Source organism: Streptomyces sp. NBC_01445 (genome assembly GCF_035918235.1).
Classification (GTDB): Bacteria; Actinomycetota; Actinomycetes; order Streptomycetales; family Streptomycetaceae; genus Streptomyces.
On the sequence record NZ_CP109485.1, the window covers coordinates 1,834,485 to 1,861,446 of the forward strand.

General features: G+C 69.7%; 20 protein-coding genes and 3 pseudogenes. 11 read left to right on the forward strand and 12 right to left on the reverse strand.

What is annotated here, in order from left to right; all coding sequences use genetic code 11:
* Window positions 1-43: 43 nt before the first annotated feature.
* Together OG574_RS08565 and OG574_RS08570 are read right to left on the reverse strand one after the other, a co-directional pair.
* Entirely contained in the window at window positions 44-253 is a 210-nt protein-coding gene (locus OG574_RS08565; RefSeq protein WP_326772637.1) for a hypothetical protein, read from the reverse strand.
* A 3-nt stretch (window positions 254-256) separates the two neighbouring features.
* Window positions 257-835: a DUF5994 family protein gene (locus OG574_RS08570; RefSeq protein WP_326772638.1), complete on the reverse strand. Its 579-nt coding sequence runs from the start codon at window positions 833-835 to the stop codon at window positions 257-259.
* 279 nt (window positions 836-1,114) lie between these two features.
* On the opposite strand from OG574_RS08570, the gene OG574_RS08575 reads away from it, so the two are divergent.
* Together OG574_RS08575 and OG574_RS08580 are read left to right on the forward strand one after the other, a co-directional pair.
* Entirely contained in the window at window positions 1,115-1,609 is a 495-nt protein-coding gene (locus OG574_RS08575; protein ID WP_326772639.1) for a DUF5994 family protein, read from the forward strand.
* Window positions 1,610-2,010: 401 nt separating this feature from the next.
* Window positions 2,011-2,227 (forward strand): annotated as a pseudogene (locus tag OG574_RS08580) (helix-turn-helix domain-containing protein); the annotation flags it as partial.
* A 25-nt stretch (window positions 2,228-2,252) separates the two neighbouring features.
* On the opposite strand, the pseudogene OG574_RS08585 reads toward OG574_RS08580, so the two are convergent.
* Together OG574_RS08585 and OG574_RS08590 are read right to left on the reverse strand one after the other, a co-directional pair.
* A pseudogene (locus tag OG574_RS08585) lies at window positions 2,253-2,508 on the reverse strand (aldehyde dehydrogenase family protein); the annotation flags it as partial.
* Window positions 2,459-2,725 (reverse strand): transposase, encoded by a 267-nt coding sequence (locus tag OG574_RS08590; RefSeq protein ID WP_326772640.1) that lies wholly within the window; start codon window positions 2,723-2,725, stop codon window positions 2,459-2,461. The gene OG574_RS08590 and the pseudogene OG574_RS08585, both read right to left, overlap by 50 nt.
* A gap of 538 nt (window positions 2,726-3,263) precedes the next feature.
* On the opposite strand from OG574_RS08590, the gene OG574_RS08595 reads away from it, so the two are divergent.
* Window positions 3,264-4,748, forward strand: coding sequence for a UDP-N-acetylmuramoyl-L-alanyl-D-glutamate--2,6-diaminopimelate ligase (locus OG574_RS08595; protein ID WP_326772641.1), 1,485 nt, complete (start codon window positions 3,264-3,266; stop codon window positions 4,746-4,748).
* 407 nt (window positions 4,749-5,155) lie between these two features.
* On the opposite strand, the gene OG574_RS08600 is transcribed toward OG574_RS08595, so the two are convergent.
* The 3 genes from OG574_RS08600 to OG574_RS08610 form a co-directional block, all read right to left on the reverse strand.
* On the reverse strand, window positions 5,156-6,628 hold the full coding sequence (locus OG574_RS08600; RefSeq protein ID WP_326772642.1) for a sialidase family protein: 1,473 nt from the start codon (window positions 6,626-6,628) through the stop codon (window positions 5,156-5,158).
* Between the two features lie 368 nt (window positions 6,629-6,996).
* The gene (locus tag OG574_RS08605; protein WP_326772643.1) at window positions 6,997-7,197 is read right to left on the reverse strand and encodes a hypothetical protein; all 201 of its coding nucleotides are present in this window, start codon (window positions 7,195-7,197) and stop codon (window positions 6,997-6,999) included.
* Window positions 7,198-7,882: 685 nt separating this feature from the next.
* Complete coding sequence (locus OG574_RS08610) at window positions 7,883-8,158, reverse strand: hypothetical protein (protein ID WP_326772644.1); 276 nt, start codon at window positions 8,156-8,158, stop codon at window positions 7,883-7,885.
* 1,143 nt (window positions 8,159-9,301) lie between these two features.
* On the opposite strand from OG574_RS08610, the gene OG574_RS08620 reads away from it, so the two are divergent.
* The gene (locus OG574_RS08620; protein ID WP_326772645.1) at window positions 9,302-12,484 is read left to right on the forward strand and encodes an AfsR/SARP family transcriptional regulator; all 3,183 of its coding nucleotides are present in this window, start codon (window positions 9,302-9,304) and stop codon (window positions 12,482-12,484) included.
* Between the two features lie 336 nt (window positions 12,485-12,820).
* Here OG574_RS08620 and OG574_RS08625 read toward each other — a convergent pair whose 3' ends face one another.
* Window positions 12,821-13,480: a TetR/AcrR family transcriptional regulator gene (locus tag OG574_RS08625; protein ID WP_326772646.1), complete on the reverse strand. Its 660-nt coding sequence runs from the start codon at window positions 13,478-13,480 to the stop codon at window positions 12,821-12,823.
* A 73-nt stretch (window positions 13,481-13,553) separates the two neighbouring features.
* Here OG574_RS08625 and OG574_RS08630 point away from each other — a divergent pair, with 73 nt between their 5' ends.
* Window positions 13,554-14,453 carry an SDR family NAD(P)-dependent oxidoreductase gene (locus OG574_RS08630; RefSeq protein ID WP_326772647.1) on the forward strand — a complete coding sequence of 300 codons (900 nt, stop codon included), beginning with the start codon at window positions 13,554-13,556 and terminating at the stop codon, window positions 14,451-14,453.
* Between the two features lie 453 nt (window positions 14,454-14,906).
* Here OG574_RS08630 and OG574_RS08635 read toward each other — a convergent pair whose 3' ends face one another.
* The 3 genes from OG574_RS08635 to OG574_RS08645 form a co-directional block, all read right to left on the reverse strand.
* Window positions 14,907-15,677 (reverse strand): CAP domain-containing protein, encoded by a 771-nt coding sequence (locus OG574_RS08635; RefSeq protein ID WP_326772648.1) that lies wholly within the window; start codon window positions 15,675-15,677, stop codon window positions 14,907-14,909.
* 330 nt (window positions 15,678-16,007) lie between these two features.
* Window positions 16,008-16,322 (reverse strand): DUF72 domain-containing protein, encoded by a 315-nt coding sequence (locus tag OG574_RS08640; RefSeq protein ID WP_326772649.1) that lies wholly within the window; start codon window positions 16,320-16,322, stop codon window positions 16,008-16,010.
* 402 nt (window positions 16,323-16,724) lie between these two features.
* Window positions 16,725-17,816, reverse strand: coding sequence for a PP2C family protein-serine/threonine phosphatase (locus OG574_RS08645; RefSeq protein ID WP_326772650.1), 1,092 nt, complete (start codon window positions 17,814-17,816; stop codon window positions 16,725-16,727).
* A gap of 180 nt (window positions 17,817-17,996) precedes the next feature.
* Between OG574_RS08645 and OG574_RS08650 the strand changes: the two genes are divergently transcribed.
* From OG574_RS08650 to OG574_RS08660, 3 genes are all read left to right on the forward strand, one after another.
* A complete protein-coding gene (locus tag OG574_RS08650; RefSeq protein ID WP_326772651.1) occupies window positions 17,997-18,758 on the forward strand; it encodes a DeoR/GlpR family DNA-binding transcription regulator in 762 nt (253 codons plus the stop codon).
* Between the two features lie 89 nt (window positions 18,759-18,847).
* A complete protein-coding gene (gene pfkB, locus OG574_RS08655) occupies window positions 18,848-19,795 on the forward strand; it encodes a 1-phosphofructokinase (protein ID WP_326778407.1) in 948 nt (315 codons plus the stop codon).
* Between the two features lie 178 nt (window positions 19,796-19,973).
* Window positions 19,974-22,025, forward strand: coding sequence for a PTS fructose transporter subunit IIABC (locus tag OG574_RS08660; RefSeq protein WP_326772652.1), 2,052 nt, complete (start codon window positions 19,974-19,976; stop codon window positions 22,023-22,025).
* Window positions 22,026-22,133: 108 nt separating this feature from the next.
* Here the strand turns inward: OG574_RS08660 and OG574_RS08665 are convergent.
* Window positions 22,134-22,371, reverse strand: a pseudogene (locus OG574_RS08665) (helix-turn-helix domain-containing protein); the annotation flags it as partial.
* A gap of 195 nt (window positions 22,372-22,566) precedes the next feature.
* On the opposite strand from OG574_RS08665, the gene OG574_RS08670 reads away from it, so the two are divergent.
* The 3 genes from OG574_RS08670 (at window position 22,567) to tnpB (ending at window position 26,959) form a co-directional block, all read left to right on the forward strand.
* The gene (locus tag OG574_RS08670) at window positions 22,567-24,891 is read left to right on the forward strand and encodes a SpoIIE family protein phosphatase (protein WP_326772653.1); all 2,325 of its coding nucleotides are present in this window, start codon (window positions 22,567-22,569) and stop codon (window positions 24,889-24,891) included.
* A 12-nt stretch (window positions 24,892-24,903) separates the two neighbouring features.
* Complete coding sequence (locus tag OG574_RS52690; protein ID WP_442816800.1) at window positions 24,904-25,335, forward strand: aldo/keto reductase; 432 nt, start codon at window positions 24,904-24,906, stop codon at window positions 25,333-25,335.
* A 151-nt stretch (window positions 25,336-25,486) separates the two neighbouring features.
* A complete protein-coding gene (tnpB, locus tag OG574_RS08680) occupies window positions 25,487-26,959 on the forward strand; it encodes an IS607 family element RNA-guided endonuclease TnpB (RefSeq protein WP_326772654.1) in 1,473 nt (490 codons plus the stop codon).
* The last annotated feature ends 3 nt before the right edge of the window (window positions 26,960-26,962 follow it).

Consider the following 26,962-nt stretch of genomic DNA (forward strand, 5'->3'; position numbering starts at 1 on the left):
GGGCGTCCCACCCACGGCCTTCGGTCGGAGGAGTGGTCTGATGTCAGGGCCAAGCGCCCGTGAGCCCGCGGCTGAGGGCTTGCCCTGTCGACCTGTGGTTGCTGCGGCCGGATGGCCGGCTGATGGCCGGGAAGGGGTCGCTGAAGTAGTAGGCCGCGATGCGTGCGTCGTGCTGGGCGTTGAGTCGGTGGATCAGGCTCAGGCCGAGCGCGACCAGGAAGGCGCCTGCCGCGAGCGCGATCAGGGTCTCCATGCGTCATCTCCGCATGTTCCCCGGCAGAGGGATCATCCGTGCGCCCACGACCGGATGCCGGAGGGGCGGCAGGGCGGACCCGCCGTCGTTCTCCCAGGTGTCCTCGCTGCTTCGGGCGTCCCTGATACGGCGGCCGGTCTCGGCTTCGTCGGACATCAGCACACCGGCAGTGAGGACACCGCCGGGGATGGCGGCGGCGGTCAGGAGTCGGGCGGCTGCGGCGGGTTCGGTCCCGGGCGGGATCACCAGCAGGTCGAAGCGGCCGACGGTGTAGGAGAGAAGGATCAACTTGTCGGGATCCAGTTCGGTGAACCAGCCCATGTGCACCGTGTGCCCGCTGATGGGAACCTTGTGCGGGACGACGGGCCAGCGGGTGGGGTTCACCATGGCGCGCGTAATGCGCCCCAAACGCCCTTCCAGCGCTTCGACCAGGGGTGGAAGCTCGGTGGAGAGATCGCGCGAGTAGGGCCACCAGGCACCGTCCAACTGGCTGGCGAGGGTGGTCTTCGGCGTCAGGGAATAGCGTGTCGGGTGCGGGGGAACAAGCGCCCGTGCCACTCCGCGTTCGGCGGTCGTGGTCATGATGCGGACCCGTCTCCGGGCCGCCCTGCAGGGCGGCCCAGTGTCTTGATCGCCGGAAACGACGTCCGCGTGGGAGCGGGTGTTCGGGTTACTCCCGGTACTTTCAGCGTACTCCGCGCCGCGGTCCGACGAGCCGTTCTGACCAGGTGATTTCCCACCGGGGCATCGCCCGGCTGCTGCTAGCGGGCAAGATCGCAGGCACGCGGAGTAGCGTGAGACCACGGCGGTATCTCGTCGGCCATGAGGTGTCGGCGGCCCCGCACAGGCAGGCGGACCACCATGGCTGAATCTGACACCCCCACCCCCCGGAAGCTCCTTCCGGACGAGATCCATCGGGCGGTGAAACCCGGCACGGCACTGCTCCGGCTGCAGACGACGCACTCCCGCGAAGGCGTCCTCGACGGCGCCTGGTGGCCCCGCTCCCGTGATGTCACGGCAGAGCTGCCCGCCCTGATCCAGGTGCTCACCACGCACCTCGGACCCATCACGCGGGTCGGCCTGGACACCGCCGCCTGGGAGGAGGTCCCGACCCGATTGGTCGTCGACGACCGGGTCGTGCACTTCGACACCTTCCCTGTCGGCGACGACACTGTCCTCATCACCCGTGGCGACAACGATCATTTCGTTCTGCTCGTGGTCCCGCCAGCCACGACGGCCGATGCGGCCCGCGTGGCGATGGCCCGTGCGGTCGACGCCGACAACGTCACCCAGGCTGCCGACATCCTGGTCGCCAGGCTTCCCGAACCGGCAACCGAGCGCGCGGAGTCGGGATGATCGCGATGGCGGAAAGACGTGAGTGGCGGACTCACGACCTGGTGGACACAGCGGCCACAGGATCCGCGGGCTGGAGGCCTTCGGCATTGAGGATCTCCCGGACTGTGGAGGGAGCGACCTTGGCCCCGAGCACGGCCGGCTCCCCGTGGATGCGGCGGTAGCCCCAGCCGCTGTTCTCGCGGTATGGGCACAGGACCAGAGCCCGAATCGAGCGGATGGCGGGCGGTCGTCCAGGCCGCTTGGGACGGCAGGTGCCTGCATGCCGCTGTTTCATCAGGCCGCGGTGCCACCGCAGGAACCGTGTCCGGCCGTACGAGCAGGCGCAGACAGAGCAGCACCTCGCGGGGCAGCGGTGCGAGAGCTGCGGCAAGCAAGGTCCGGCCCTCGGGAGAGACCTTCACATCCTCCGGGCCGAGTTGCCGTTCCAGGACGGTGATCTGGTCGCACTACGCTCCGTCCGCGCCCTTGTGCTGAGTCTGGCGAAGGAGAATCCCAACTGGATCTCGCCGTCTGCACGGCGAACTGCTTGTCCTGGGAGTGAAGGTGGCCCCATCCACCGTCTGGGAGATCCTCAAAGAGGCCGTCATGGATCCGGCACCCGAACGGAATTCCAGGACAGCGTGACTGCTTCCAGGAAGTCCCACGCGAGCAGGGCGTCGGTCTGGGAGCGCCACACGCCGCCGCTGAGCCCGTAGTCGGAGTCGTTGGCGATGCGCACCGCCTCGGTCTTCGTCGTCGTAGGGGATGACGGCCAGGACGGGTCCGAAGATCTCCTCCTGCGCGACGCGCATGTTGCTGTCCAAATCGGCGAACAGTGTGGGCTGCGCGTAGAAGCCGCCCTCCAGTCCTTCAAAAACATCGGGGCCGCCCGTCACGAAGCGGGCCCCTTCCTTGGTGCCGCTCACTGCGGGTCAGGCCATCGCGCTCGCCCGCATCGACCTCGGCCTGACTGACCCACAACCGCACCGCGGTCTCGGTCAGGTCGAAGTCCTTGGCGATCTGACCGACCGAGTGGTCACCGCGCCGGCACAACTCAACGATCTCGGCCTTGAACTCGGGCGTGAACGAACGGCGAGGGCGTGGCTTCTGCTTCCCCGTGCTCTCCATCACGGACATCCTTCCGGGGCAGAACCCCTGATCTCAGATGTCCCTCAAAGCAGATCAAGCCCACCTCACCCTTGGAAGGCTTGCAGGTCACACACGCGACCGACCACCGATCACGACGCCAGTTCCACCGAGACGGCACACCCGCCGTCCAAGATCAGGCAGGAACTTCGGGAGATCGCTCCCGCGGCCGGACGTACACTCCACACATGGGTCGCACATGTGCAATGAGGGAGTGCCTGTTCCAGGCCACTCATGCCCTGTGTCCGTCCGCCACACGTGCGCGCGTCAACCTGGTGAACATGCCGGCGGCCTGCTGCCGCGCGCTGCACGGCCACGGTTAGCGATTCCGGGCAGTTCTCGGCCCTGATCATTCCGTCTCTCTGTCGGCGGAGCCCTTTTCGCGCCGCCGTCTTCTTCCCCTCTGCAACCGCACTGTGGCTGTCCTCGCCACAAACTCTCCTGCTCTGTCACTCCTTGGCGCCCTGGGCGCCACCTGCGCGCCGACCGCCGGACGACCGGCAGCCGGTGCATCTCCGAGAGGACCCCTGTGAAGTTGAGCGAGCTGCTCGCCGGGCACAACCATGAAGTCCTTGCGGGCGATCCGGAGACGAGGATCACCGCGGGCGCGTGCTTCGACGCTCACCGCGCCGCTCCGGGTTCCCTCTTCATCGCGGTGCCCGGTCACCGCGAGGGTGGCCTCGAGTCCGTCGGACCGGCTGTCGCACGCGGCGCGGTGGCGATCCTCGTCGACTCCGCAGCACCGAAGCTTCCGGCCGCGACCTGGGCGTCGGACGCGGGCGTGTGCGTCGTGGCGGTGGCGGACACGCGCAAAACCGCTGCGGTCGTCGCCTCCCGCTACCACGGCGAGCCCGGACGGCAGATGGACATGGTGGCCGTCACCGGCACCAACGGGAAGACGTCGGTTTCGTACATGGTCGAGTCGGTGCTGAGGATCGCCGAGCGCGCCAAGGTGGGGGTCATCGGGACGGCGGGCAGCCGGATCGGCGACGAGCTGATTCCGATGCCGAGGTCGGTACTGACCACCCCGGAGTCGCCGGACTTCCAGTATCTGCTCGGGTGTATGCGCGACCGCGGTGTCGCCACCGTCGTGCTGGAAGCCACGTCGATGGGTCTGCTGACGCACCGCCTGGACCACTCATTCATCGACGTAGGGGTGTTCACCAACCTGACGCAGGATCACCTGGACGACCACGGCACCATGGAGAACTACCGGGACGCCAAACTGCGCCTGTTCCAGGGGCTGTGCCGGCGTGCGGTGGTCAACGCCGACGATCCGCTCGGAGCGGGCATCGGTGCGCTGATGCCCGGCGCGGTCGTCACGTACGGCATCGACGCGGAGGCGGACTACCGGGCGACCGACCTCACCATGGACGCCGTCGGCACCCGATTCACCCTGCACCACGCCGGCCACAAGTATCCGGCCGCGATCCCGCTTCCCGGACGGTTCTCCGTCTCGAACGCACTGGCCGCTGTCGCCGCCTGCCACCTCGTCGGGCACAACCTGGGCGGACTGGTCGGCGCACTCGAGCAGATGCCCCCGATCCCGGGAAGGTTCGAACGCTACGAGACCCCGGACGGCACGTCCGTCATCGTGGACTACGCACACTCCCCGGACTCGCTGGAGAAGGTGCTGACCACCATCCGCGGCTTCGCCTCGGGCCGGGTCGTCACCGTCTTCGGCTGTGGCGGGGACCGGGACGTCACCAAGCGCGCCCCGATGGGGGAGATCGCCGGCACCTACTCCGATCTGTGCGTCCTGACCTCGGACAACCCCAGGAACGAAGACCCCCGGGAGATCATGGACCAGATCGTCCCGGGTCTGACGGCAAGCGGCGTCACCTTCGAGCGGTTCGCCGACCGCCGCCGCGCGATCTCCTTCGCCCTGTCTGCCGCCGGGCACGGCGACATCGTCCTGATCGCGGGCAAGGGCAGCGAGCCCTACCAGATCGTCAACGAAGAACTGCTCCCGTTCAGCGACATGGCGACGGTACGCGAACTCGCCACGCGGTAGGGGCACGAACGAGCTCGACGCCGGGCAGGCCGCAGCACGCTGTAATCGGCGTCGGCGAGGGGCCAACTTCCGCGCAAGCGAAGAAAGCACCCGCCCGTTGCAGCGGCCGTCGGCGTGGGGCTCGGTGTCCTGTACACACAACGTCGGCCACTACGAGGGCCCCGCACGCGGCTGGTGTGCGGGGCCCTCACGCCGTTCGCTGCTCCACAGGCTCGGGGCGCATTGTCCGGGTCGTAGCCCAGCGACGCCCCGGAGAACGGCGGGGTGCCGACATCTCGCTGGCGAAGGGCTACGACTTGGTTCGCCGCAAGGAGTTCCCGGGCAGCGCCAGTACGTCCTCGCCGCCAAGGGTCCGAGGCCTGCATGCAGCCGTCGGCGGTCGGGCCGGCCGACGGCGTCCGCGTCGGTCAGCGGGTGCGGAGACTGCTGGTGTACACGTCCGTACGGTTCTGTGGTGCGCCGGAGTGGGTCTCGGTGAGCACCGCCCGTACTCCCTTGCCGTCTGCCACCAGGCCTTGGTAGTCGCCGAGGAAGTAGCCCCCGGCGAACGGCGCCTGCAGCCAGTCGAAGACCCGCGAGATCCGTCGTTCGGTCTGGAGCTTCGGGTCTCCGTGCGGCAGTGTGGCCAGCTGGTAGGCGGTAGGCAGGGTGGTGGTGTCGCCCGGCTTGAGGAAGCGCAGGTCGTAATAGGTGAGTGCGACCGTGCCCCGCTCGGCGACCGCGATCGACGGTGAGAAGGCCGGCACGCCTTCCGGGCTGATCAGCTCGGGGGTCCCCCAGGTGCGTCCACCGTCGGTGGAGCGCACGAGCTGGACGGAGTCGAACCTGCCGCCGGAGAAGTCCGAGCCCTCGTAGGCCATGTACAGCCTGCCTGTCTTGGGGTCGACGGCCGGGCTGGGCAGGGTGGCGGCGGCGCGCAGCAGTTTGGTGGGGTCGTTCGGGTCGACCTCCGGTACGGAGGTGTCCCGGGCCACGGTGGCCGGGGCGCTCCAGGTCTCTCCGGCGTCGGTCGAGGTGACCATCTCGTAGTGGGCTTCGATGACGGTGCTCAGGTCGTCGGAGTACGTGATCCGGTCGAAGAAGTCGTACAGGGTGCCGGTGCGCCGGTCGGCGACGATCACATGGCCGATGGTCTGGGTGTTGGGCACGGTGCTGGTGCCGACGAACGGCCGCGCCTTGCTCCAGGTGCGGCCGCCGTCGCGGGTGACGGAGATGTAGCCGGGACCGTCGAGGGAGCTGGGGCCGGGTGGGTCGTTGTCGAGGCGGTTCCAGACCTGGTAGGCGGTGCCCTTACGGATCGGGTCGGCGGTGAGTGAGGGCTTGTCGTTGAAGAACGGCTGCTCGTCGACGTGCGTGGTGGTGAGGTTCCGCCAGGTGCGGCCGCCGTCGCGAGACGTGGCGGCCAGAAGGGCGCTGCGCGTGCTCTTCGTGAAGTCGACGCCCTCGCCGCTGGCGTAGACGGTGCCGTCCGGTCCGGTGCTCACCCAGGGGTCGGAGGCCCGTTCGAAGTCCGCGCCACCGGGGGCGCACAGGCTGAACGGCAGCGTGCTCCGGTGGAAGGTGTGGCCGTCCTTGGTCCAGCCGGCCGCCAGGCCGCGGGCGCCGCCGTCGTTCCAGCGGTCCTGCTGGAACACGGTGACCACGCGCTTGGGGTCACGCGGATCGACGGACAGGTACGGCTCGACCTCGGTGGCCGGGTAGACGATGCTGTCGGGGGACCTCGCGCCGATGGTGCAGTCCGCGTACGGGTCGCCGTGGGACACCTTGACCAGTGGTGTTCCGTCAGGGTTCCGGTCTGCTGCGGCGGGAGTCGCGCCGGTGACCGTGACGAGCAGGAGCGCCGCGGTGGTGACAGCGGTCAGGGGCAGGAAGACGCGCATGCGGGATCTCCTCCGGGCCTGTCGGCCGGGGTACGGGACCGCCGTCGTCGCGGCGGCCTGGGGCGCGGAGGCGTACCGGAACGCGGGGGTGGGGCGACTCCGCTTGATCCTTTTCGGCGTTGTTGCCGGTGCCCTTGATGGGCCGAACGGCGGAGCCCTCCCCGGGGTCGTCGAGGAGCACGGCGGAGCCGACCGGCGGTGTACCGTGCCGGTCGGCTCCTTGGCCGTGCTGTTACGGCGCCGTCTCGCCGAGCGCCGGAAGGGCCGTGGGCCGCGTGGCAGTTGGCGATGTCGACGAGGTGGACCTTGGCTCAGACGGGATGGTAGAGCGGGATGACCTGCTGGACCTCTTCCGCGGCGGGGATGAGTCAGGGCATCGGCAAGGACCACCTCGATGCGGACAGCGGCACGATCATCGCCCGCGCCAGAAGGAAGACTCCATCACCGTCGGCACATCCAGGCTCGCGGCCGTTCAGGACGGCGGCGCGCGCGGTGTTCATGACGTCGCGGACCGCCTCAAAGCTCAAAGCGGTGACGGCCTTGGCTTCGAGTCGGTCGGCGTCCACCATCGCGAGTGCCGCGGTGTCGAGACGGGCGTGGGCGAGCCACCCAACGGTGGACCGGTGCCGTCACCCCGCACGCACCGAGCCGGGTGCACCGGCCGGACTGGTTGCCCAGCCGTGCGCCGACTGATCAAGCGATCGGCTGCGTGGTCCCGTCAGGCAGCGTGCAGGCGTAGCCGACGTAGGGGGCGTGATGTGATCCGTCCGCCGACGGACGTGCACTCGTCTCTGGTGATGTTGGGAGACGAGGCGGCCTCGGCGCTGACAGCGCCGACGGCGCTCATACCGGCAAGGGTTGCCGCGGCCAGGGCCAGGCCTCATGCGGAGCGCCCGTGCCGAGTAGGAGGGCGCCGTCGTCCTGAGACTTGTCCTTCCCGAAACCGAACGAAGACGCCTGGAAGGAGGAGGAAGTCATGCGCATCCGAGGAATCCTGAGGCCCGCGAGGCGAGGCTGGGCGCCGCGCCCGGGCGGTGGCTGCCCCACTCCGGAGAGGCATGACGTCACCGCCCTCGACCAGCCGCATCGGTGCGCCGCGCGCGCGTCGGTAAGGAGCTGGGCGACGTCGATGTCCTTGGCGTCGAGGCTGCCCACCGGCGCCGCGTTGTGTCCGGGCAGGCCGGGGGTTGGGGAGGAGACGGGCCGTACCCTGCCTCCGATCGGTACCGGCGGCCGGCTACCGCGCGCGGTCCTCTAACGCGGTTCGTGGGCCGCCGCCCGGCAGGCACCGTTCGCGGCGCCGCCCGCCACTCCGGCCTCGGTCAGCCCGGTCACACAACTCTGCATGTCTCCGACCACGCCACGGCTGCAGGCCGCTGTGACGGAGTCGGAGGCGGTGCCACCGGCCTGTCCGGCCATCTGTGTGCAGGCAGGGATGTCCGCCTGGACTGCGGGGGCGGCGAGGACCATACCCCCGAGGGTGAGGGTCAGGCCGGTGAGGACACCGGCGATACGGGTCGACGTGTGCATGGGACGCACCTGCCTTCCGGGTCGGTCGCGCGGTCCTGGTCCCGGCGGGCCGGATCCGCGCGGTAACGCCGCCTGGCGACGTTCGGTGAGTGGTGCGCCTGGCCGGCGGGCTCACAGACTGACCGCACGGCTCTGCGTTGCAGCCATTGAGCCGCACCGGGACATGGTCACCAGGCCGAAGGAGATGGCCCCGGACCGAATGAGACGCACTCGGACCTCCACTCGCAGGCCCCTCACTCCAGCGTCGCATCCTCTCCCCCGCTCGTCCTGGGCACCACAGAGAGCGGTCGCGCTGAGTACCTACGCCTGTGCGAAGCGCGGTAGCCGGCCGGGGAGGCGGTCGGCCTTCGCTTCCCTTGAGATGCTGGGCCGCCACTGAGGTGGCACTCCACGGCGAGCGCCGATGGGAGGCCAAGGTGTCGCCGGGGGAATTGAAGCCCTGCAGGGCCGCGAGGGCGGCGCGGCCCATGCCGGCCTCCGGCATGCCGCCACACCGGACCGGGACGCCGTGGGCGTGGGCGATGTCGCGCGTGCTGCGGCCCTCGATGCAGGCGCCGACGGCAGCGCCCCTCCCCAACATCCCAAGATCCGGACCATTTTCGGACCAGCCCCGCTCAAGGAGCCGCACCGACCGCCGTTTGCGCTGGTCGGCGTGGGCACAGCCGCTGTACCGCCAGCAGACGAGGAAGGCGTAAGTCAGTGTGTGATTTGCTGAGACGGCGGCACGCCAGCCCTGAGGAACTGTGGGCAGCCGTCAGGCGACCCGGCCGACGTCGAGGTCAAGGACTAGGCACCCCACTGCCACGTAGACGATCCAGCAGCGCCTGCGAAGCATGGCGTCGACCATCGTTGCGGGGCATCTCCGAGTGCGGCCGCCGCCTCTGCGACCAGCGGTGGCCACCAACTCCACTTCGGGCACTGGGCATTCTCTTCGGTTGTGCGGGTTACGTAATGTCGTGGCCACCACCGTGTCCCGGCGTGCTGCAATGCCAATGATTTTTCGATGACGTGGGCGGCGTAGGAAGTGGAGGCCTCGCGGTGGACGGTGGATCTCCTCAAGTGCTTCGGTTCGAGATGCTCGGGCCGTTACGAGCATGGCGGGACGGGATACCACTGGAGCTGGGGCCGGTCAAGGGGCAGGCCGTGCTGTCCGCGCTTCTGCTGAGCCAGGGCGCCATGGTGAGTCATGAGCGGCTGCTCGACGCGGTGTGGGGGGTGGGGTTACCCGCCGGCGGTCGCAAGGTGCTGCCCACGCACGTCAACTCGCTGCGCAGGACGCTTGATCCGGACGGCACCCCGCCCGCGGAATCGGTGATCCGCAGCGGCAAGGGCTGGTACCGCTTAGCCGTCGAGGGGGTCCGGCTCGACACGACGGATCTGGAGGAGCGGGGCGGCGAGGCGATGCGGTCCGTAGCGGCCGGAGACTTGGCCACCGCCGCAGATCAACTGTCCGCTGCCATCGGGCTGTTCCGGGGCGAGCCGCTGGCCGGCCTGCCGGGGCCGTTCGCGCAGGAGGAACGGCGGCGATGGGAGGAGCGGCGGCGGACGCTCCGGCTGGAGTGGCTCAAGTGCCTGGTTCTGCTGGGCCGTTACGGGGAGGCCCTGGACGGCCTCAGCGGGGTGGCGTCCGCCTCCGACCGCTACGACGAGCCGCTGACGACCCTGCGCATACGGGCCCTTTACGGCTGCGGCCGACAGGCGGAAGCGCTGCATGCCTTCGAGGACATGCGCGTACGGCTGCGGGACGAGCTCGGCGCCGATCCCGGTGAGGAACTGCGCCGGGTCCACGAAGCGGTGCTGCACCAGGACAGCGCCTTCCTCCAGCGCCCGCCGACGCCCTCCCCACCGCGCGAGAGCGCCGTGCCCGCCGAGCTCCCCCACAATGCCGCCGGATTCGTCGGCCGCACCGGCGAACTCATCCGGCTCCACGCGCTGTTCCCGCCCGAGCAGGAGCAAGGCCCGGCAAACACTGTCGTCATCTCCGCCATCGGCGGCGCTGCCGGCATCGGCAAGACCGCGTTGGCCGTGCACTGGGCGCACCAGGCGCGCGACCGCTTCCCGGACGGCCAGCTCTACGTCAACCTGCATGGCTTCGACCACGACCGGCAGCCCCTCGAACCCCGCGAGGCCCTCGAACTGCTGCTGCGCAGCCTCGGCCTCGCGGCGTCGGAGATCCCAGCGCGCGCCGAGGCCCAGGGCCGTGTGTTCCGGACCCTGCTCGCCGACCGGCGCCTGCTCGTCCTGCTGGACAACGCGGCCTCGGCCGAGCAGGTGCGCCCGCTGCTCCCGGGGAGCCCGACCTGCTGCGTCATCGTCACCAGCCGCAACCGCCTCGGCGGCCTCGTCGCCCACGACGGGGCCCACGCCCTGCCACTGGATCTCCTCCAGCCGGCCGAGGCCCGCGCGCTGTTGAGCCGGACTCTCGGCGCGGAGCGGGTGGCCGCCGACGAGCACGCGGTGGGCGAGCTGATCCGGCTGTGCGGCAGCCTGCCCCTGGCCTTGCGGGTGGCCGCCGCCCGGCTGGCGGGGGATCCGGGCTTGCGCCTGGCCGACCTGGTCGCCGAGATGACCGCGGGCAATCGGCTGGCGGCCCTGGAGCCGGACGATGACGCCGGCTCTCCTTTGCGCACGGCCTTTTCCGTGTCGTACCGGGTCCTGGCACCGCCCGCGCGCCGGCTCTTCCGCCTGCTCGGCCTGTTCCCCGGGGCAGAGTTCACCGCCGAGGCCGCTGGGGCGCTCGCTGACGCGCCACTACAGCAGGCCCGACGCCTCCTCAGCACGTTGGCCGCTGCCCACTTGATCGAGCCCACAACGGTGGGCCGGTACCGGTTCCACGATCTCCTTCGCGCGTACGCGCACGAGTGCGCGCAGGCGGAGGAGACTGCGGCGGATCGCGACGCCGCGCTGGAACGGATCCTGCTCTGGTACCTGCACGCGGCGCGCGCTGTCGGGGGAACCTGGCTCTTCCCGGAGCTGCCCCCCGGCCTCGGCCACGGCGGCCAACCGGGCCTGCCATCCGCCACCGGATCCTCACCATGGCTGGAGGCGGAACAGGCCACTCTGCTCGCCGTCATCCGCCATGCCGCACACCATGGCCCCCGCCCCATCGCATGGCACCTGGTCAACGCACTGTTCGGCTACTTCTTGCTTCGGCTACCGCGCGCAGCGTGGCAGGCCACCACACAGACGGCACTCGACGCGGCCACGGCCGAAGACGACCTGTTCGGCCAGGCCGCCATGCACGTCAGCCTCGGACTGATCCAGGCGGACCAGGGGGATCCCGACCAAGCGCTGGAACATCACGCCCGCGCACGGGACATCAGCCGGCAACTCGGCTGGGCGACGGGCGAGGCAGCGGCCATCGGCGGCCAGGGCCAGGCAGAGTGGTACATGGCGCGTCTGCACAGTGCGCACGAGCATGTCACCACCGGTATGCGGATCGCCCGGGAAGCTGGAAATCCCTACCTTGAAACCTTGGGGTTGATGGTCACCGGTCTGGCCTGTCGGGATCTGGGCCGATTGCACGAGGCGGCCGAACAGTTCGAGCTGGCCATCAGCCGAAGCAAATGGATCAGCTGGTGGGACGACAGCCTGGCCCTGGAAAATCTGGGCTGGGTGTACTGGGAGCTCGGCCGTCTGGCCGACGGCCTTGACGTCCTAGCCCCCAAGGGGGCCGTCGGCGAGACGGACGGGAGCCGCAATGCCCGCGCCACGGTGCTCAACGCCGTCGCCAAGATCAACATCACACTCGGCCGGCACGCCGAAGCGCTGGAACAGGCCATGCGTGCCTTCGCCAAGGCCCAGGACAAAGGGCGGCGCTGGATCCAGGCCAGCATTCTCAACACGGTGGCCGCAGCGCACCGAGAACTGGCACATTTCGACCAAGCGATGCGGCTTGGCTCGCAAGCACTCGCCCTGGCCCGCGAGTCGAGATACGCCCGCCCCGAGGCGGACGGTCTCCTGGGCCTCTCCCTCACCCTCAAGAAGTTGGGCCGTAACGACGAGGCCCGCGCCCACGCCGAGCAGGCCCTGGCCCTGGCACGCGCCCACTCGTTCCGCGTCGTCGAGGGCCAGGCGCTGACCGCCCTGTGCGACATTGCAGCGTCCGAGGAAGCACACGCCACAGCAGTCGAGTTGGGCCGGGAGGCCCTGACCATCCATCGAGAGACCGGCCACCGCCCCGGCGAGGCCCGCGCCCTCTTGGTGCTCGCCCGCGCCCACCGGAAGACCGACGGCACTGCCGCTGAGCTGATGAGACAGCAGGCATGGGACATTTTCTCGGACATCGGCGTGCCCACGAAGGAGGACGAGGATCTCGACCAGTGACTTCCCACAGCCGACCCTGAGGGGTCCAAGAAGTCATCGCTGCACCTGAGGTAAGTGCGGATCAGTAGTCTGCGACGCTGGGGCAGTGATCGGTTCGCTGGTGTGCCGCGCGGTTCAGGGACTGCTATCACTGCCGCAGCTGCTGCTCCGGCAGTGATACGTCGGTAGTGGCCGACCGTGCTGGTCCAGCGGTACGAGAACACAGCGGGGCCGTCCGACCAGTTCGCCCGCCGGTACGGCGTGATCCATCCATCACGCCCGCTGTTCTGCTGCGAGTCAGACCTCTTCTGTGAAGGTGAACCGAAGCGTCGTTCACTCCGAGGGGTCTCAAGAGCCTCAACAGGCCGGAACCCGGACTCCCGTCAGGAACGCGGCGAGGATACGGCGCAGTCGGGGCTCCACCTCGACGATCGCGTGCCCGAGCCGGGGGTCGTCGGCGTAGAGCTCCCGCAGGCGCGGGCCCGGGCTGGCCATCTGCCACAGCGCGCCGGCCATGCCCGTGGCGGTGGAGATCATGTCGAGGACCTGCTCTTCGGTGAGGCCCAGCAGGCGGCTCAACTCGCTGCCGATCAGGTCGACTTCGTGCAGCGTGACGAGCTTGAACGTGCGTACCGCCTCCAGCGACACGTTGCGCTCCAGGTTGAGCGGCGCCTGCGCGAGCAGATCGCAGAACACGGGGCGCGCCGCCAGCGTTGCGGCGAAGACGCCGGCGACGTCCGTGGGGGTCGCCTCGCTCCGCGCCGCCAAGTCGGCGCGGAGCGAGGCTGACCATTCCCGCCAGCCCTCCGCGGTGAGCTCGAGAAAGATCTGCTCCCTCGTCTCGAAGTAGCGCAGTAGCGCCGACTTGTGCATGCCCACTTCGGTGGCGATGTCGGTGAGGGTGACGTCGCGGATGCCGCGTCCCCGGCCGAGCGTCCGGGCCGCGTCCAGGATCGCCCCTTCACGCGCTTGCTTGGCCTCGGCGCTGCGCGCCCGCTGGAACGCTGGCTGACTCATGGGGCCATCATAGGAACGCCACGCTTAACAGAACGACGTTGCGTTATTTAGAGAACGGTGTTGTACTAAATGCATGAGTGAAGACGTACGCACTACGCAGCAGGTCTGGTTCATCACCGGTTCGTCCCGCGGATTCGGCCGCGCTCTGGTCACTGCCGTCCTCGATGCGGGTGATCTGGTCGTGGCCACCGCCCGTCGCCCCGAGGCCCTCGCGAAGGAACTGGCTGAGTACGGCGACCGCGTCCTCGCCCTGCCGCTGGACGTCACCAGCCCCGACGCAGCACGCACGGCGGTCGACGCCGCGCTCGCCCGCTTCGGCCGCATCGATGTGCTGGTGAACAACGCGGGGTACGCGAACGTGTCTCCGGTCGAGACGTCGGACGACGACGACTTCCGCGCCCAGTTCGAGACCAACTTCTGGGGTGTCTACAACGTGACCAAGGCGGCGCTGCCCACCCTGCGCCGGCAGGGGTCCGGCACCGTGGTGCAGTTCTCCTCGGTCGGCGGGCGCGTCGGCGGGTCCCCGGGCATCGCCTCGTATCAGGCGGCCAAGTTCGCGGTCGACGGCTTCAGCCGGGTACTGGCCGCGGAGGCCGCGCCGTTCGGGGTGCAGGTCATGGTCGTCGAGCCGAGCGGCTTCGCCACCGACTGGGCCGGCTCGTCCATGACCGTCCACCCAGTTCCCGACGCCTACGACGAGACCGTGGGCGCGATGAACCGGCGGGTGCGCCAGGGCACGTCCGGCGGCGCCGGCGACCCGGAGCGGGCCGCCGCGATCATCGTGCGTACGGTGCGGCGCGGTCGGGTCCCGGGCCATCTGCTGCTCGGGGTGAACGCGGTGACCATGGCACTCGACTACTCCCGCCGGCAACTGGCCGAGGCGGGCGCCTGGGAACAGGTGAGCCGCTCGGCCGACTTCGTCGAGCCGTACCCCGTAGACCTGCCGGCGCAGGCCGAGCGTGCCATCCCATGAGCTGGGACCGCCCCCAAAGCTGTCCGCTACCGCCTCACGCTCATGTCACAGGCGGGTCGCCGGCTGCGGACACCGACAGCGCCCTGTCAACAACCTCACGACCCGCAACAGCCAGGGCCAGCAAGAAGCGGAAGCGCTGATGCCCGGCATCCGGGAAGTCGACCCTCTCCCCTTCGCCCACGAGAACAGCGAGTGGGTCGAGCTCTTCGACAGCCCTCGCGGGGCATGTACACCTGACGGGACTCCCCGCCTTCAAGGGGAAGCGCCGACGCAGGGCCCTGTGGCCACCAGGAAGCCGGTGTGCGCCTAGGCGGGCTGCACGCCCCATCTGCGCCATGACACGCGGCGACGGTCGCCCACCCGCATGGAATTGCACCCATGGTGAATGCCCCGGCCGGCGAACCGGTCGGGGCCTTCACCCGATGGAGGATGCGCACCCGCCCCGCAGTGTCCCTATCGGGCCGTGCCGAAGTCCTGGGTCCAGTAGCTGCCGGGCTGCGCGAGGCCGATGCCGATCTCCTTGAACGAGCAGTCGAGGATGTTGCGCTTGTGGCCCGGGCTGGACATCCAGCCCGCCATGACCTTCTCGGGCGTGGAGTAGCCGTAGGCGACGTTCTCGCCGTAGGAGCTCCAGCTGTAACCGGCACGCGTGATCCGGTCATCGGGCGACGACCCGTCGGAGCCCGTGTGGGACATGTTCCGGTGGGATGCCATGTCCTTGCTGTGGTCCTGAGCGGCCTTGGTCAGTTTCGCGTTCATGGTCAGCGGGGAGCATCCGGCCTTGCTGCGCTCGTTGTTGACGAGCGTCAGCACGCGGGCCGTGTCCCCGGATGCCGGTGCGGCCGTAGCAGGTGCGCTGGGAGCCGCGGTGGTCCGCGGTGCGCTGTGAGTCCCGGTGGTCTGCCGTGAGCTGGGAGACGCCGTGGTCCGCGGTGCGCTGGGAGACGCCGTGGTCTGCCGTGCGCTGGGAGACGCCGTGGTCTGCCGTGCGCTGGGAGTCGCAGTGGGGCTCTTCGACGCTCCCGCTGTCGGCTCATGACCCCAGGACGAGCCCGTCCACCGATGGTGGGAGCTCGCCTTCTCCCAGTGGCCGGAGGAGCGACCGCCCGTATCGCCCTGAGTATCCAGGCAGGCCATGGCGACGGAGGGCACACCCACGGCTCCTACGGCGATGACAGCGATGGCTATCGGCCGGCGGTACGACTTCTTGCGGTGCTTCCTCATGCGTGACCTCGCTCGGTGATCGCGGAGCGCCCCCAGGGGGTCCGGCCCTGCCCAGTTCCTGCACCAGGGCCGCGGAGACGCCTTGCGGCCGACATTCTGGGAACTGCTGTCGGCGTGCGGCAACAGGCGGCAGTACTACCTCGGCCCGTAGCGATGGACGGCCCTTGAAACAGGCGCGCAGGCGTGCTGGTCCGGCTCTCGAGGTGGCGACGAGGTCTGTTGGTCCGTCAGAAGCCGTTGTTCGCCGCACGAACGGGCGAAAGCGTTGAGCGGGTCGAATACCGCTCGATCCGGCTCGGAGTATTTCTGCAACAAGACCGATAAAACGCACTATGCCGTCAAGCCTCGATCTACTATGCGATGACCTGAGAGCCAAAAGTCTGTGTGGCTGATGTCACGGGACGACGGGTGCGCCGGCCTCGCCATGCCGCCGGTGGTGCAGGCGCTGGACGGCCGTAGCGCTGCGGCGGCCCTGCGACGCCGCCGCCCGTGAAACCGTACGTACCCCCACGACGCCGTAGGCCACAGCGGCGTCACCGGGCGGGGACCACCGATCTGCCCAGCACAGCGCGCCGCCATGCCGCTCCAGCACCGCCGAGAAGTTCCGCTCCCCCACCACGAGGTGTGCCGGAGTTCGACGGCCACCCGAACCGTGTCGGGAAAGCCGGGAAAACAGCCCGCTCCGGTCCAGGTCGGCCGGCCGGCCGGTAGATCCGGATCGGGATGTCCGGCGCGCTACCACCTCGCACAGCTTCGCCGCGGCGGCGTCCTCGTCGTCGAGGCTCGGAGTCCAGATACCCCGCGAGCAGGGCGATGTCGTGACAGGGCGACCACCACGTACTCCTCGCTCCGTTTGTCGCGGATCACCGCTCTCCAACGCGCGCTCGCATGACGGGAGCCACCCGGGGCAGCGACGGGCCCGGCCTTCGTCCCTCACGACACCTCGCAGCAACCATGTGAATCAGCCGCACAAGCCACTCGGTGTACCAGCGGGCGATCGTCACGGGCATCCCGTCGTCATCGAGCAGCGGCACGAGGTCGGCATCGTCAGGGCTCACACAGGCGTACGGCGAGGGCGGCGACGTCGTCGTCAAGGCGTTCTCTGCTGTGGCGCAGGAGATCACGGTGAAGAGCCGTGAGCAGTTCGCGGGGCGGCGTCGGGGGCTGTCGACGCATCCAAGCTGCCAGCGGGAAGAACTCGCCGTCGCGGGCGCGGGCTTCGGCGATCCCGTCGGTATAGAGAAGCAGCAGGTCGCCGGGGGTGAAGTCGAAGGTGTCGACGTTGTACTGATCGCCGATCAGCTCCGAGAGGCTGAGCAGCGGCGAGGGGGTGGCCGACTCGAGGGCACGGAGTTTCCCGCGGTTCAGGAGCAGTGGCGGGGGGTGTCCGCAGTTGAGGATGCCGATACGTCTGCCATCGTGCGGGATCTCGACGAGAAGGGCGGTGGCGAAGCGCTCCATCGGCCCCTCGGGGGGAAAGGCGGCGTTGTAACGGGTGCTGCTGGCGTCCAGCCTGCGTGCGACGTTGACCATGTCGGGCTCGCCGTAGGCCGCCTCCCGGAAGGCGTTGACGATCGCCGCGGCCGCCCCCACTGCCGGCAGGCCCTTGCCCCGCACGTCACCGATGAGCAGCCTGACCCCGTACGGCGTGTCGACCACCTCGTAGAAATCCCCGCCGATGCGGGCCTCCGCCGCGGCCGCGAGATACAGCGACTCGACCTCGACGCTGCCGAAGCGGCGTGGCATAGGGCTCAGCACCACCTGCTGCGCCGCGTCGGCGACGAGCCGTACCTGAAGGAGGGTGCGCTCGCGCTGGAGCCGGACATGGCTTCCGTACGCGGCGGCCACGGTGACCGCGATGATCCCCGCGGCCGTCCACCACGTTCCCAGACCGGGGAAGACGAGGCTGAGGCCGATCATCAGAAAGAGGCAGACCGTCCCGAGCAGGACGGTGGGGAGGACCGGCCACATGGCGGCGGCCAGGGCCGGCGCCGCAGGCAGGAGGCGGCTGAAGGCCATTTCCGGCGGAGTGGCGTACGCCAGGCTGGCGATGACGACGGTCAGGATGACCGGCGACAGCCGTACAAGCCTTCCTGGGCCGGGACTCCTACGGAGCCGCGGCCGTCCGGACTCGATCACATTTCCCAGAATATCTATGTAATGAGGGCATGGCGCTCTGACGAACAGGGTCGACTGATCAAAGTCCGATTGTGTCTGCGATACGCCCGAACCTGTTTACTTTCTGGAAATCCAGTCGTAGCCTCAGATCGAAACCACAGACTCGGGCACATCCGGGCGAGACGTCGGAGGCAGACGGACATGTACGCACCGGAGCGGCAGCAGGAGATCCTCCGTCTCGCGCGTGACGGAGGACGCGTGGACGTGCTGTCACTCGCCGAGGAGTTCCAAGTCACCGCGGAGACCATCCGCCGTGACCTGAAGACCCTGGACAGGGCCGGTCTCGTACGGCGTGTGCACGGCGGTGCCATACCGGCCGGGCGGCTCGACTTCGAGCCCGACGTCGCCGAGCGCGAGGGCACCGCGGCCGACGAGAAGGACCGCATCGCCCGGCTCGCGCTCGCCGAGCTGCCCGAGGACGGCACGGTGATCCTCGACGCGGGCACCACCGTCGCCCGCCTCGCCGCGGCCCTGCCTCTGGAGTCGACGCTCACCGTCGTCACCCACGGCCTGCCCGTCGCGGCCCGCCTCGCCGACCACCCCGGCATCCAGCTGCACCTCGTCGGAGGCCGCGTCCGCCACCGCACCCGCGCCGCCGTCGACGCCTGGGCCCTGCGGGCGTACGGGGAGATCCGCGCCGACGTCCTCTTCCTCGCGGCCAACGGGTTCTCCGCCGAACACGGCCTCACCACGCCCGACCTCGCCGAGGCCGCCGTGAAGCGCGCGGCCGTCTCCGCCGCCCGCAGGGTGGTGCTGCTCGCCGACGCCGCCAAGTACGGGCAGGAGCACTTCGCCCGCTTCGGCGACCTGGGCGACGTGGACGTGCTGATCACCGACAGCGGCCTCAGTGACGCGGACGCGGACGCCATCGAGAAGGGCGGCACGGAGGTGGTCCGCGCATGAGCCCCCCGACTCCGGCCGGAACCGGCTCCAGACACCGGGGCATCGGCCCCGACACCCCCACGCAAGCCACCACGGAAGACACACGCGGCATGATCCTCACCGTCACTCCCAATCCGTCCCTGGACCGCACCTACGAGGTCCCCGCACTCGACCGGGGCGAGGTCCTGCGCGCCACCGGGGAGCGCATGGACCCGGGGGGCAAGGGCGTCAACGTCTCGCGGGCCGTCGCCGCCGCCGGCGCCCCCACACTCGCCGTGCTCCCGCTGGGCGGCGCGCCCGGCGCCCTGGTCGCCGAACTCCTCGACGCCCAGGGGATCAGCGTCGACCCCGTACCCGTAGCCGGACAGACCCGGTCCAACATCGCGCTCGCCGAGCCGGACGGAACCCTGACGAAGATCAACGCGCCGGGGCCCGAACTCACTCCGGAAGAAGCCGAGTCGCTACTGACCGTCGTCGGCGAGCGCTCCGCGGGCGCCGACTGGATCGCCTGCTGTGGCAGCCTCCCGCGCGGCCTCGCCCCGCCGTGGTACGCCGAGCTGGTAGCCCGCGCCCACGCGGCCGGCGCCCGTATCGCCCTCGACACCTCGGGCCCGGCCCTCCTCGCGGCCCTGCGCGAACGGCCCGACGTCGTCAAGCCGAACGCGGAGGAGCTCGCCGAGGCGGTCGGACGTCCGCTCGCCACCGTCGGCGACGCCCTCAAGGCGGCCGAGGAGCTGCGGGACCTCGGCGCGCGCGCCGTACTCGCCTCCCTCGGCTCGGACGGGCAGCTGCTCGTGGACGGCACGGGCTCCTGGTTCGCCACCGCCCCGGTCGACACCGTCCGCAGCAACGTCGGAGCGGGCGACTCCTCCCTGGCCGGCTTCCTCATCGCGGGCGGCACCGGTCCGCGGGCGCTGGCCTCGGCCGTCGCCCACGGAGCCGCGGCGGTCCAGCTCCCGGGCAGCGCGATGCCGACCCCGGCCGACCTGGACCCGGACGCGGTGACTCTCACGTCGGACGTCCCGCTGGACCGCGCACTGAAGGAGCCCGCGCCATGACGGCCTGCGCCCCGCCCCTGGCTACGCCCCATCCGGTCGCTTCCGGCCTGATTACTCTCCACCCGGTCGCTTCCGTCCCGATCACCTCCCCCGCTCCCTTCCGGAGCCGCCGTCCCCACGGCGAAAACCCCGTCCCCACCCCCGCCGCCAAGGCGATACGCGTGCGAAGGAGCCCGCGATGAGCGAGATGATCACCGCGGACCTGGTCGATCTCGACCTGTCCGCCGACACCAAAGAGGCGGCGGCCCGCGCCCTCGCCGAACGGATGGCCGCCCGGGGCCGGGTGACCGACCTGGACGGCTTCCTGGCCGACGTCGCGGCCCGCGAGGCGCAGATGCCGACCGGCCTCGACGGCGGCATCGGCATCCCGCACTGCCGTAGCGAGCACGTCACCGAGCCGACCCTCGCCTTCGGCCGCAGCGCCGACGGGATCGACTTCGGGGCGCCGGACGGCCCGGCCGACCTGATCTTCCTCATCGCCGCGCCGGCCGGAGCGGACGACGCCCACCTCACCATCCTGTCGTCGCTGGCACGGCAGTTGATGGACGAGGACTTCAAGGCGGCGCTGCGCACGGCGACCGACGCGGGGGCCACGGCGGCGCTGATCCGCGGGGACGAACCCGAGCCCACGCCCGAGCCGGAGTCCACGCCCGAGCCGGAGCCCACACCCGAGCCCACTGCCGAGATGGAGCCCACGCCCGAGACCGAGACCGCTCCCGCGGCCCCCGCCGCGAAGTTCAAGATCGTGGCAGTCACCTCCTGCCCCACCGGCATCGCCCACACCTACATGGCGGCCGAGTCCCTGGAGAAGGCCGGCCTGGCGGCGGGGGACGTGGAGGTGGTGGTCGAGACGCAGGGCTCGGCCGGGTTCACCCGTCTCGCCCCGGAGGTGATCGCCGCCGCGGATGGCGTGATCTTCGCGCACGACGTGCCCGTACGGGAGAAGGACCGCTTCGCCGGGAAGCCCACCGTCGACGTCGGCGTGAAGGCCGGCATCAACCGGCCCGCCGCACTCATCGGCGAGGTACGCGAGAAGGCCGCGCGCGGCGAGACGACGTCGGGCGCCGCGTCCGCGACCCCCGTGGACCGGGCCGGTGACACCGGCGACAGTTACGGCACCAAGCTGCGCAAGTGGCTGATGAGCGGCGTCAGTTACATGGTCCCCTTCGTCGCGGCCGGCGGTCTCCTCATCGCCCTCGGCTTCGCGATCGGCGGCTACACCATCAACAAGGCGCCGTCCGTCGCCGAGCACTTCGTGTGGACCCAGACCGACAGCTGGGCCGCGCTGCTCTTCCAGGTCGGCTCCGTCGCCTTCGCGTTCCTCGTCCCGGTCCTCGCGGGCTTCATCGCGTACGGGATGGCCGACCGGCCGGGGCTCGTGCCCGGGTTCGTCGGCGGTTCGATCGCGCTCACCATCAACGCCGGCTTCCTCGGCGGCCTCGCCGCCGGTCTCATCGCGGGCGGCGTCGTGATGGCGATCCAGAAGGTGCACGTGCCCCCCGTGCTGCGGGGGATCATGCCGGTGGTCGTCATCCCGCTGGTCTCCTCCGCGGTGGTCGGCTTCCTGATGTTCCTCGTCATCGGCAAGCCCATCGCCTCCCTCCAGCGCGCCCTGACGGACTGGCTGAACTCCCTGTCCGGCGCCAACGCGATCATCCTCGGAGTCATCCTCGGCCTGATGATGTGCTTCGACCTGGGCGGCCCGCTGAACAAGGTCGCCTACGCCTTCGCGGTCGGCGGCCTCGCGAACCCCACCGAGGGTTCGCTCAAGGTCATGGCCGCGGTGATGGCCGCCGGCATGGTCCCGCCGCTGGCCATGGCCCTCGCGACGACCGTGCGCGGCCGGCTCTTCACCAGGACCGAGCGCGAGAACGGCAAGGCGGCCTGGGTGCTCGGCGCCTCGTTCATCACGGAGGGCGCGATCCCGTTCGCGGCGGCGGACCCGCTGCGCGTCATCCCCGCCTCGATGGCGGGCGGCGCGGTCACCGGCGCGCTGTCGATGGCCTTCGGCTGCACCCTGCGCGCCCCGCACGGCGGCATCTTCGTGGTCCCGCTGATCGGCAACCCGTTCCTCTACCTCATCGCGATCGCCGCCGGTGTCTGTGTGTCGACGGCCTTGGTAGTGATCCTGAAGGGTATGCGGAAGTCCGCGCCCGAGGGCGGGGCGGACGGGGCGGGTGACGCGACGGCGCAGAAGGGGGAGGAGCCGAAGATACCGGTGGCCGCCTGACAGCAGATTCCGGTGGCTACCTGACAGCAGATACAGGTAGCCACCTGACAGTTCTGCACTGTCCGCTCATGCGAGATAGGTCATGGTCCGGGGCCAAAATCCCGGCCTGACCTGCACGTTTGCCGAGAACCGGTAGGTGCGCGGGGAAGCACCGACCTTCTGGTCGCGGACCGGGGTCAGGGTGCCGTCGACGATCCGGAGCCGCTCGACTACGTCAGCGGGTCACACCCGCCTGCTCGATGGGCAGGAGCGGGCGCAGCCGCTGAATGACCCGGCACACCGTTGCCAGCGAGCAGCCGAACAGCGGCGCGAGCTGCCGCATGGTGCGGTTCGTGCGGCAGTGGACGGGCCACAGGAACGTCCCCGGCTGCTGAGACGCTGGGAGGCCTGGCTCATCAGACGTCTGTGCCCCATGCTGCCTCCCCAATGTGCGGCGCCCCACGCCGCAAGGCACCCTGGAAGTGGCCTGACGGGACGCAGGCTCCCGGCCTGCCGGGCTGATGCCCGTCGTCGGGAAGCGATGCATGGAGGCGATCAGCCCATGGCACCGGACGACGAGCTGCTCAAGATCGACGCAGCGGGTGTCGTGGTGGCGTGGAGCCAGGAGGCAACGTCCCTTTTCGGCCACGGAGCATCCGAAGCGCTCGGCCGTCCCGTCATAGAGCTGCTGCCCGGACCGTGGGCTCCGGCCGGCGCCGACCCCGACAGTCGTTCCAGCAGTCCAGGGGCGGTCCCGGGCCTCGTGATGCGGCCCGTGACGCTGAGCGACAATGGCTTGGGCTGGGTCTTCAACCTGCTCCGGTCGGAGGAGGTCGGGGATGCGCGCGAGCACGCTCTCCTGAAGGCGCTGTTCACGCAATCGCCTATCGGCATGCAGGTGCTGGATCCCGATCTGCGAGTCCTGCGAGTGAACACGGCAGCGTCAGGGATGGCCGGTTTCGACCACACACGAACGCTCGGTCGCCGACTCATTGACGTGTTCCGGCTGTCCGACCCCGAAGAGTCTCTGGCAATGGTGCGCCACGTGCTTGCCACCGGTGAACCTGCACTGGACAGGCTCGTGCGCGTCCGCCCGCCCAACGACCCGGACCACGAGCATGTGTTCTCCGTCTCCGTGTTCCGGCTCCAGGACACCGACGGCCAAGTCCTGGGCCTCTCCGCGGCAGAGGTGGACGTCACCGTGCGCGAGCGCGCCCTCGCCCGCGCACGGGTCCTCAACGATGTACGGAATCACGTGGGAACTTCGCTCGCGCTGGACGCCACCTGCACCGAACTCGTCGACGTGCTCGTACCTGCCTTCGCCGACGCCGCGGTGGTGGACCTGCTGGACCCGGTCGTCCGGGGCGACGACCCCCCGTCGGCGCCGGTGGGACCCGACGTGCCCCTGCGACGGATGTCCGTCGCGTCGGCGGACCGTCAACAGAGCTCGACGGGGGCCGGTACAGCCCCGTTCCGCTTTCCGGCAGCGTGGCTCCAGTCCCTGACCGACCTGCGGCCCCAACTCATCATGTACCACCCTGACGACGCCCCCGCCACCGATCCGCGGAGCTCGAGGTCCACGCGCGCACCAGCCTCGCATTCCGCCATCGTCACCCCGCTCACCCTCCGGGACCGCGTATACGGAACGCTGAGCCTCTACCGTGCCCCTGACCGCGACCTGTTCGTGGACGAGGACCTCGACCTCGCACTGGAGGTCGCCTCCCGTACCTCACTGCATATCGACAATGCACGCCGCTACACCCGAGAACACACCGTCGCCCTGGCCCTGCAGCGCCGTCTCCTTCCCCAGCGCCCAGAGCCGCTGGCAGCCGTGGAGAGCGCCCAGTTCCACCAGTCGGTCGATGTCGGCGGCGGCTGGTTCGACCTCTTCCCGCTCTCCGGCGCGCGCACCGCCCTCACCGTCGGCCGCGTCTCCGGTACCGGCATCCAAGCTGCCATGGCGATGGGCCAGTTGCGCACCGCCATCCACACCCTGGGCGCGCTCGACCTGGAACCCGACGAACTCCTCGCCCGCCTCGACGACACGGTGGTCCGACTCGCCGACGAACGCACCGACCTGTCCCCCGGCGACCCCCTGCGGAGCCAAGATCTGACCGCCGACTGCCTCTACGGGGTCTACGACCCGTTGAGCAAGAGCTGCGTCATCGCCCTCGCCGGAGGCCCACAACCCGTCATCGCATATCCCGACGGAACAACCGAGACAGCCGACATTCCCGTCGCTCCCCCACTGGGTTGCGGCGAGAAAGCACCGTTTGCCAGTACCCGTCTCGACCTCCCCGAGGGGAGCGTCGTCGCGCTGTGCACCGACGCGTTTCTGTCCGTGGGCGAGGCCGGGAGGAAGGCCGGCCAGGACCGTCTGCGCCAGATCCTCGCCGACAGCGGACGGCCGCTGGGCGACCTGCGCGACGAAGCGGTACGCACCGTGCCGGCTCCCTCCCCCGGCACCGACGCCGTATTGCTCCTCGTGCGGACGCACACACTCGATCCCAGCCTCGTCGCCACCTGGGAGCTGCAGGCCGACCCTGCGGCCGTCGCCACCCTCCGAGCTCGCACCCGGCGTCAGCTGGCCGAATGGAACCTCGACGAGCTCTCACTCACCACAGAACTGATCGTCAGCGAACTGGCCACCAACGCCGTCCGTTACGGCGCCCCGCCCATCACGCTCCGCCTGATCAAGGGCCGTACGCTCACCGTCGAGGTCAGCGACTCCAGCCCCGTCTCACCGCATCTGCGCCATGCGCAGACCAGTGACGAAGGCGGCCGCGGCCTGTTCATCTGTGCGGAACTCGCACAGAGCTGGGGCGTCCGCTTCAGCGACGGCAGCAAGACCATCTGGACCGAGCAAGAACTCCCCCAGCCGGCATAGAAGTTGGCGTCGGTGGTCAGGTCTGAGGCCGAGTCGATCCGCACCATCCACAGCGCGCTGGACCGGGGCATGAACTTCCTCGACACCGCCGACATGTACGGCGCGGGCCTGAGCGAGGAGATCGTCGGCCACGCCCTGGCCGGCGGGCACCGCGACTGCGTCACGCTCGCCACCAAGTGCGGCCTGATCCGCACCCCCGACGGCAGGTCTTGCGATGCGCAGATCCCGCGACGGGAGAAAGACAGACGAGTCGGGCTGTACCTGGATCCCGACCGACAAGAAGTACATGGCCCACGAGCAGGTGCCGTGTGCGGAGGGCTAACAACTGCTGCGGGATGCATAGTCGGATCTCAACGAACGTCTTCTTTCTCTGACGCTTGGGGTGCTCGTCCCGCCAGACATCCAGGGCTTTTGCCTCTCATAGGAGGGGCCGTCCGATCATAGGAGGGGTCGTCTGATGTTCTTAGGCTTGGGAAAGTCTGGGTTTTGGCGGTGGAGGTTGTAGAGGGTGCGTCAGGCGATTTCCGGCCGCTGGCAGGCTTCACCGCTGGTGGTAGTGCATAGTCAATGACTGGCTGGTGAGGGGGTGTTCAGGGTGAAGAAGTTCCAGCCGCAGCCGGGCTTTGTGGTGCAGGCGTTCCGTTTCGCCCTGGACCCGAATGCGACTCAGGAATCCGCGCTGCGGTCGCACTGCGGGGCTGCTCGGGTCGCGTACAACTGGGCGGTCGGCTGGGTGACGGCCTCGTGGTGGCAGCGGAAGGCGGAAGCCTCGTACTCGGTCGCCGAGGAGGAGCTGACGCCGTGGCGGCCGTGGTCGCTGCCCGCGCTGCGTAAGGAGTTCAACCAGGTCAAGCGCACCGATCCGCGCTATGCCGACTGGTGGCACGAGAACTCCAAGGAGGCGTACAGCACCGGCCTGGCCAACGCGGCTGCCGCGTTCGACAACTACACGAAGTCGAAGAACGGCCGCCGCAAGGGCGCCCGCATGGGTACGCCACGTTTCAAGTCCAAGCGCAAGGCCCGTCTTGCGTGCCGGTTCACCACCGGTAGCATCCGCGTGGCCGACGACCGTCACGTGACGCTGCCGGTGCTGGGAACCATCCGCACTCATGAGTCCACCGTCAAGCTTCTGGCCCGCGTGCAGGCCGGTATGGCACGCATCCTGTCCGCGACGGTGCGGCATGAGCGGGGCCGCTGGTTCGTGTCCTTCCAGATGGAGGTCAAGCGGGAGATCACCCGCGTGGCCCGTCCTGGTGTCGCCGTCGGTATCGACCTCGGGGTGAAGGTGCTCGCGGTGATGGCCGACAGTGCCGGGCAGATCGGTTACGTCGACAACCCCACGCACTACGAGGGCGAACAAAAGCGGCTGCGGCGTCTGTCCCGTCGTGTGTCGCGCCGCCAGGGGCCGGCCGTGCACGACCCCGCGACCGGCAAGACCATCCGCCGGGAACCGTCGAAACGATGGGTCAAGGCGAACGCCGAACGCAACCGCGTGCACCACCGCGTGGCGAACCTCCGCGAAGACGCCCTGCACAAGCTCACCACCGCCGTGCGTGCCGAGTACGGCACCGTCGTGGTCGAAGACCTCAACGTCGCCGGGATGCTCCGCAACCGCCGTCTGGCACGGAAGATCGCCGATGCCGGATTCGGAGAGATCCGCCGTCAGCTCACCTACAAAGGCCGGCGCAACGCCTGCCCCACGGTCGTCGCCTCGCGCTGGTACCCGTCCTCGAAAACCTGCTCGTCGTGCACGACAGTGAAAGCCAAACTGCCCCTGCACGTGCGAGTGTTCTCCTGCGACGCGTGCGGCCTGGTCATCGACCGGGACGAGAACGCCGCCCGCAACCTCGCCGACCTCGCATCGGCCGGCACAACCGGTACCGGAGTGGCCGGAGACCGGGGCACGCCCAGCGTGCCGAAACCGCGTGGAGCCGTCCAGAAGACCCGCGTCAGCCGGGCCGGCCGCAAAGCTGACCCGGTGCGGGCAGGTGGCGCAAAACCGCCCCACAGGCGGAAGGAACCGCGAGACCTTCAACAGGACACCACCGCCCAGCTCGGGCTGTGGTGACAC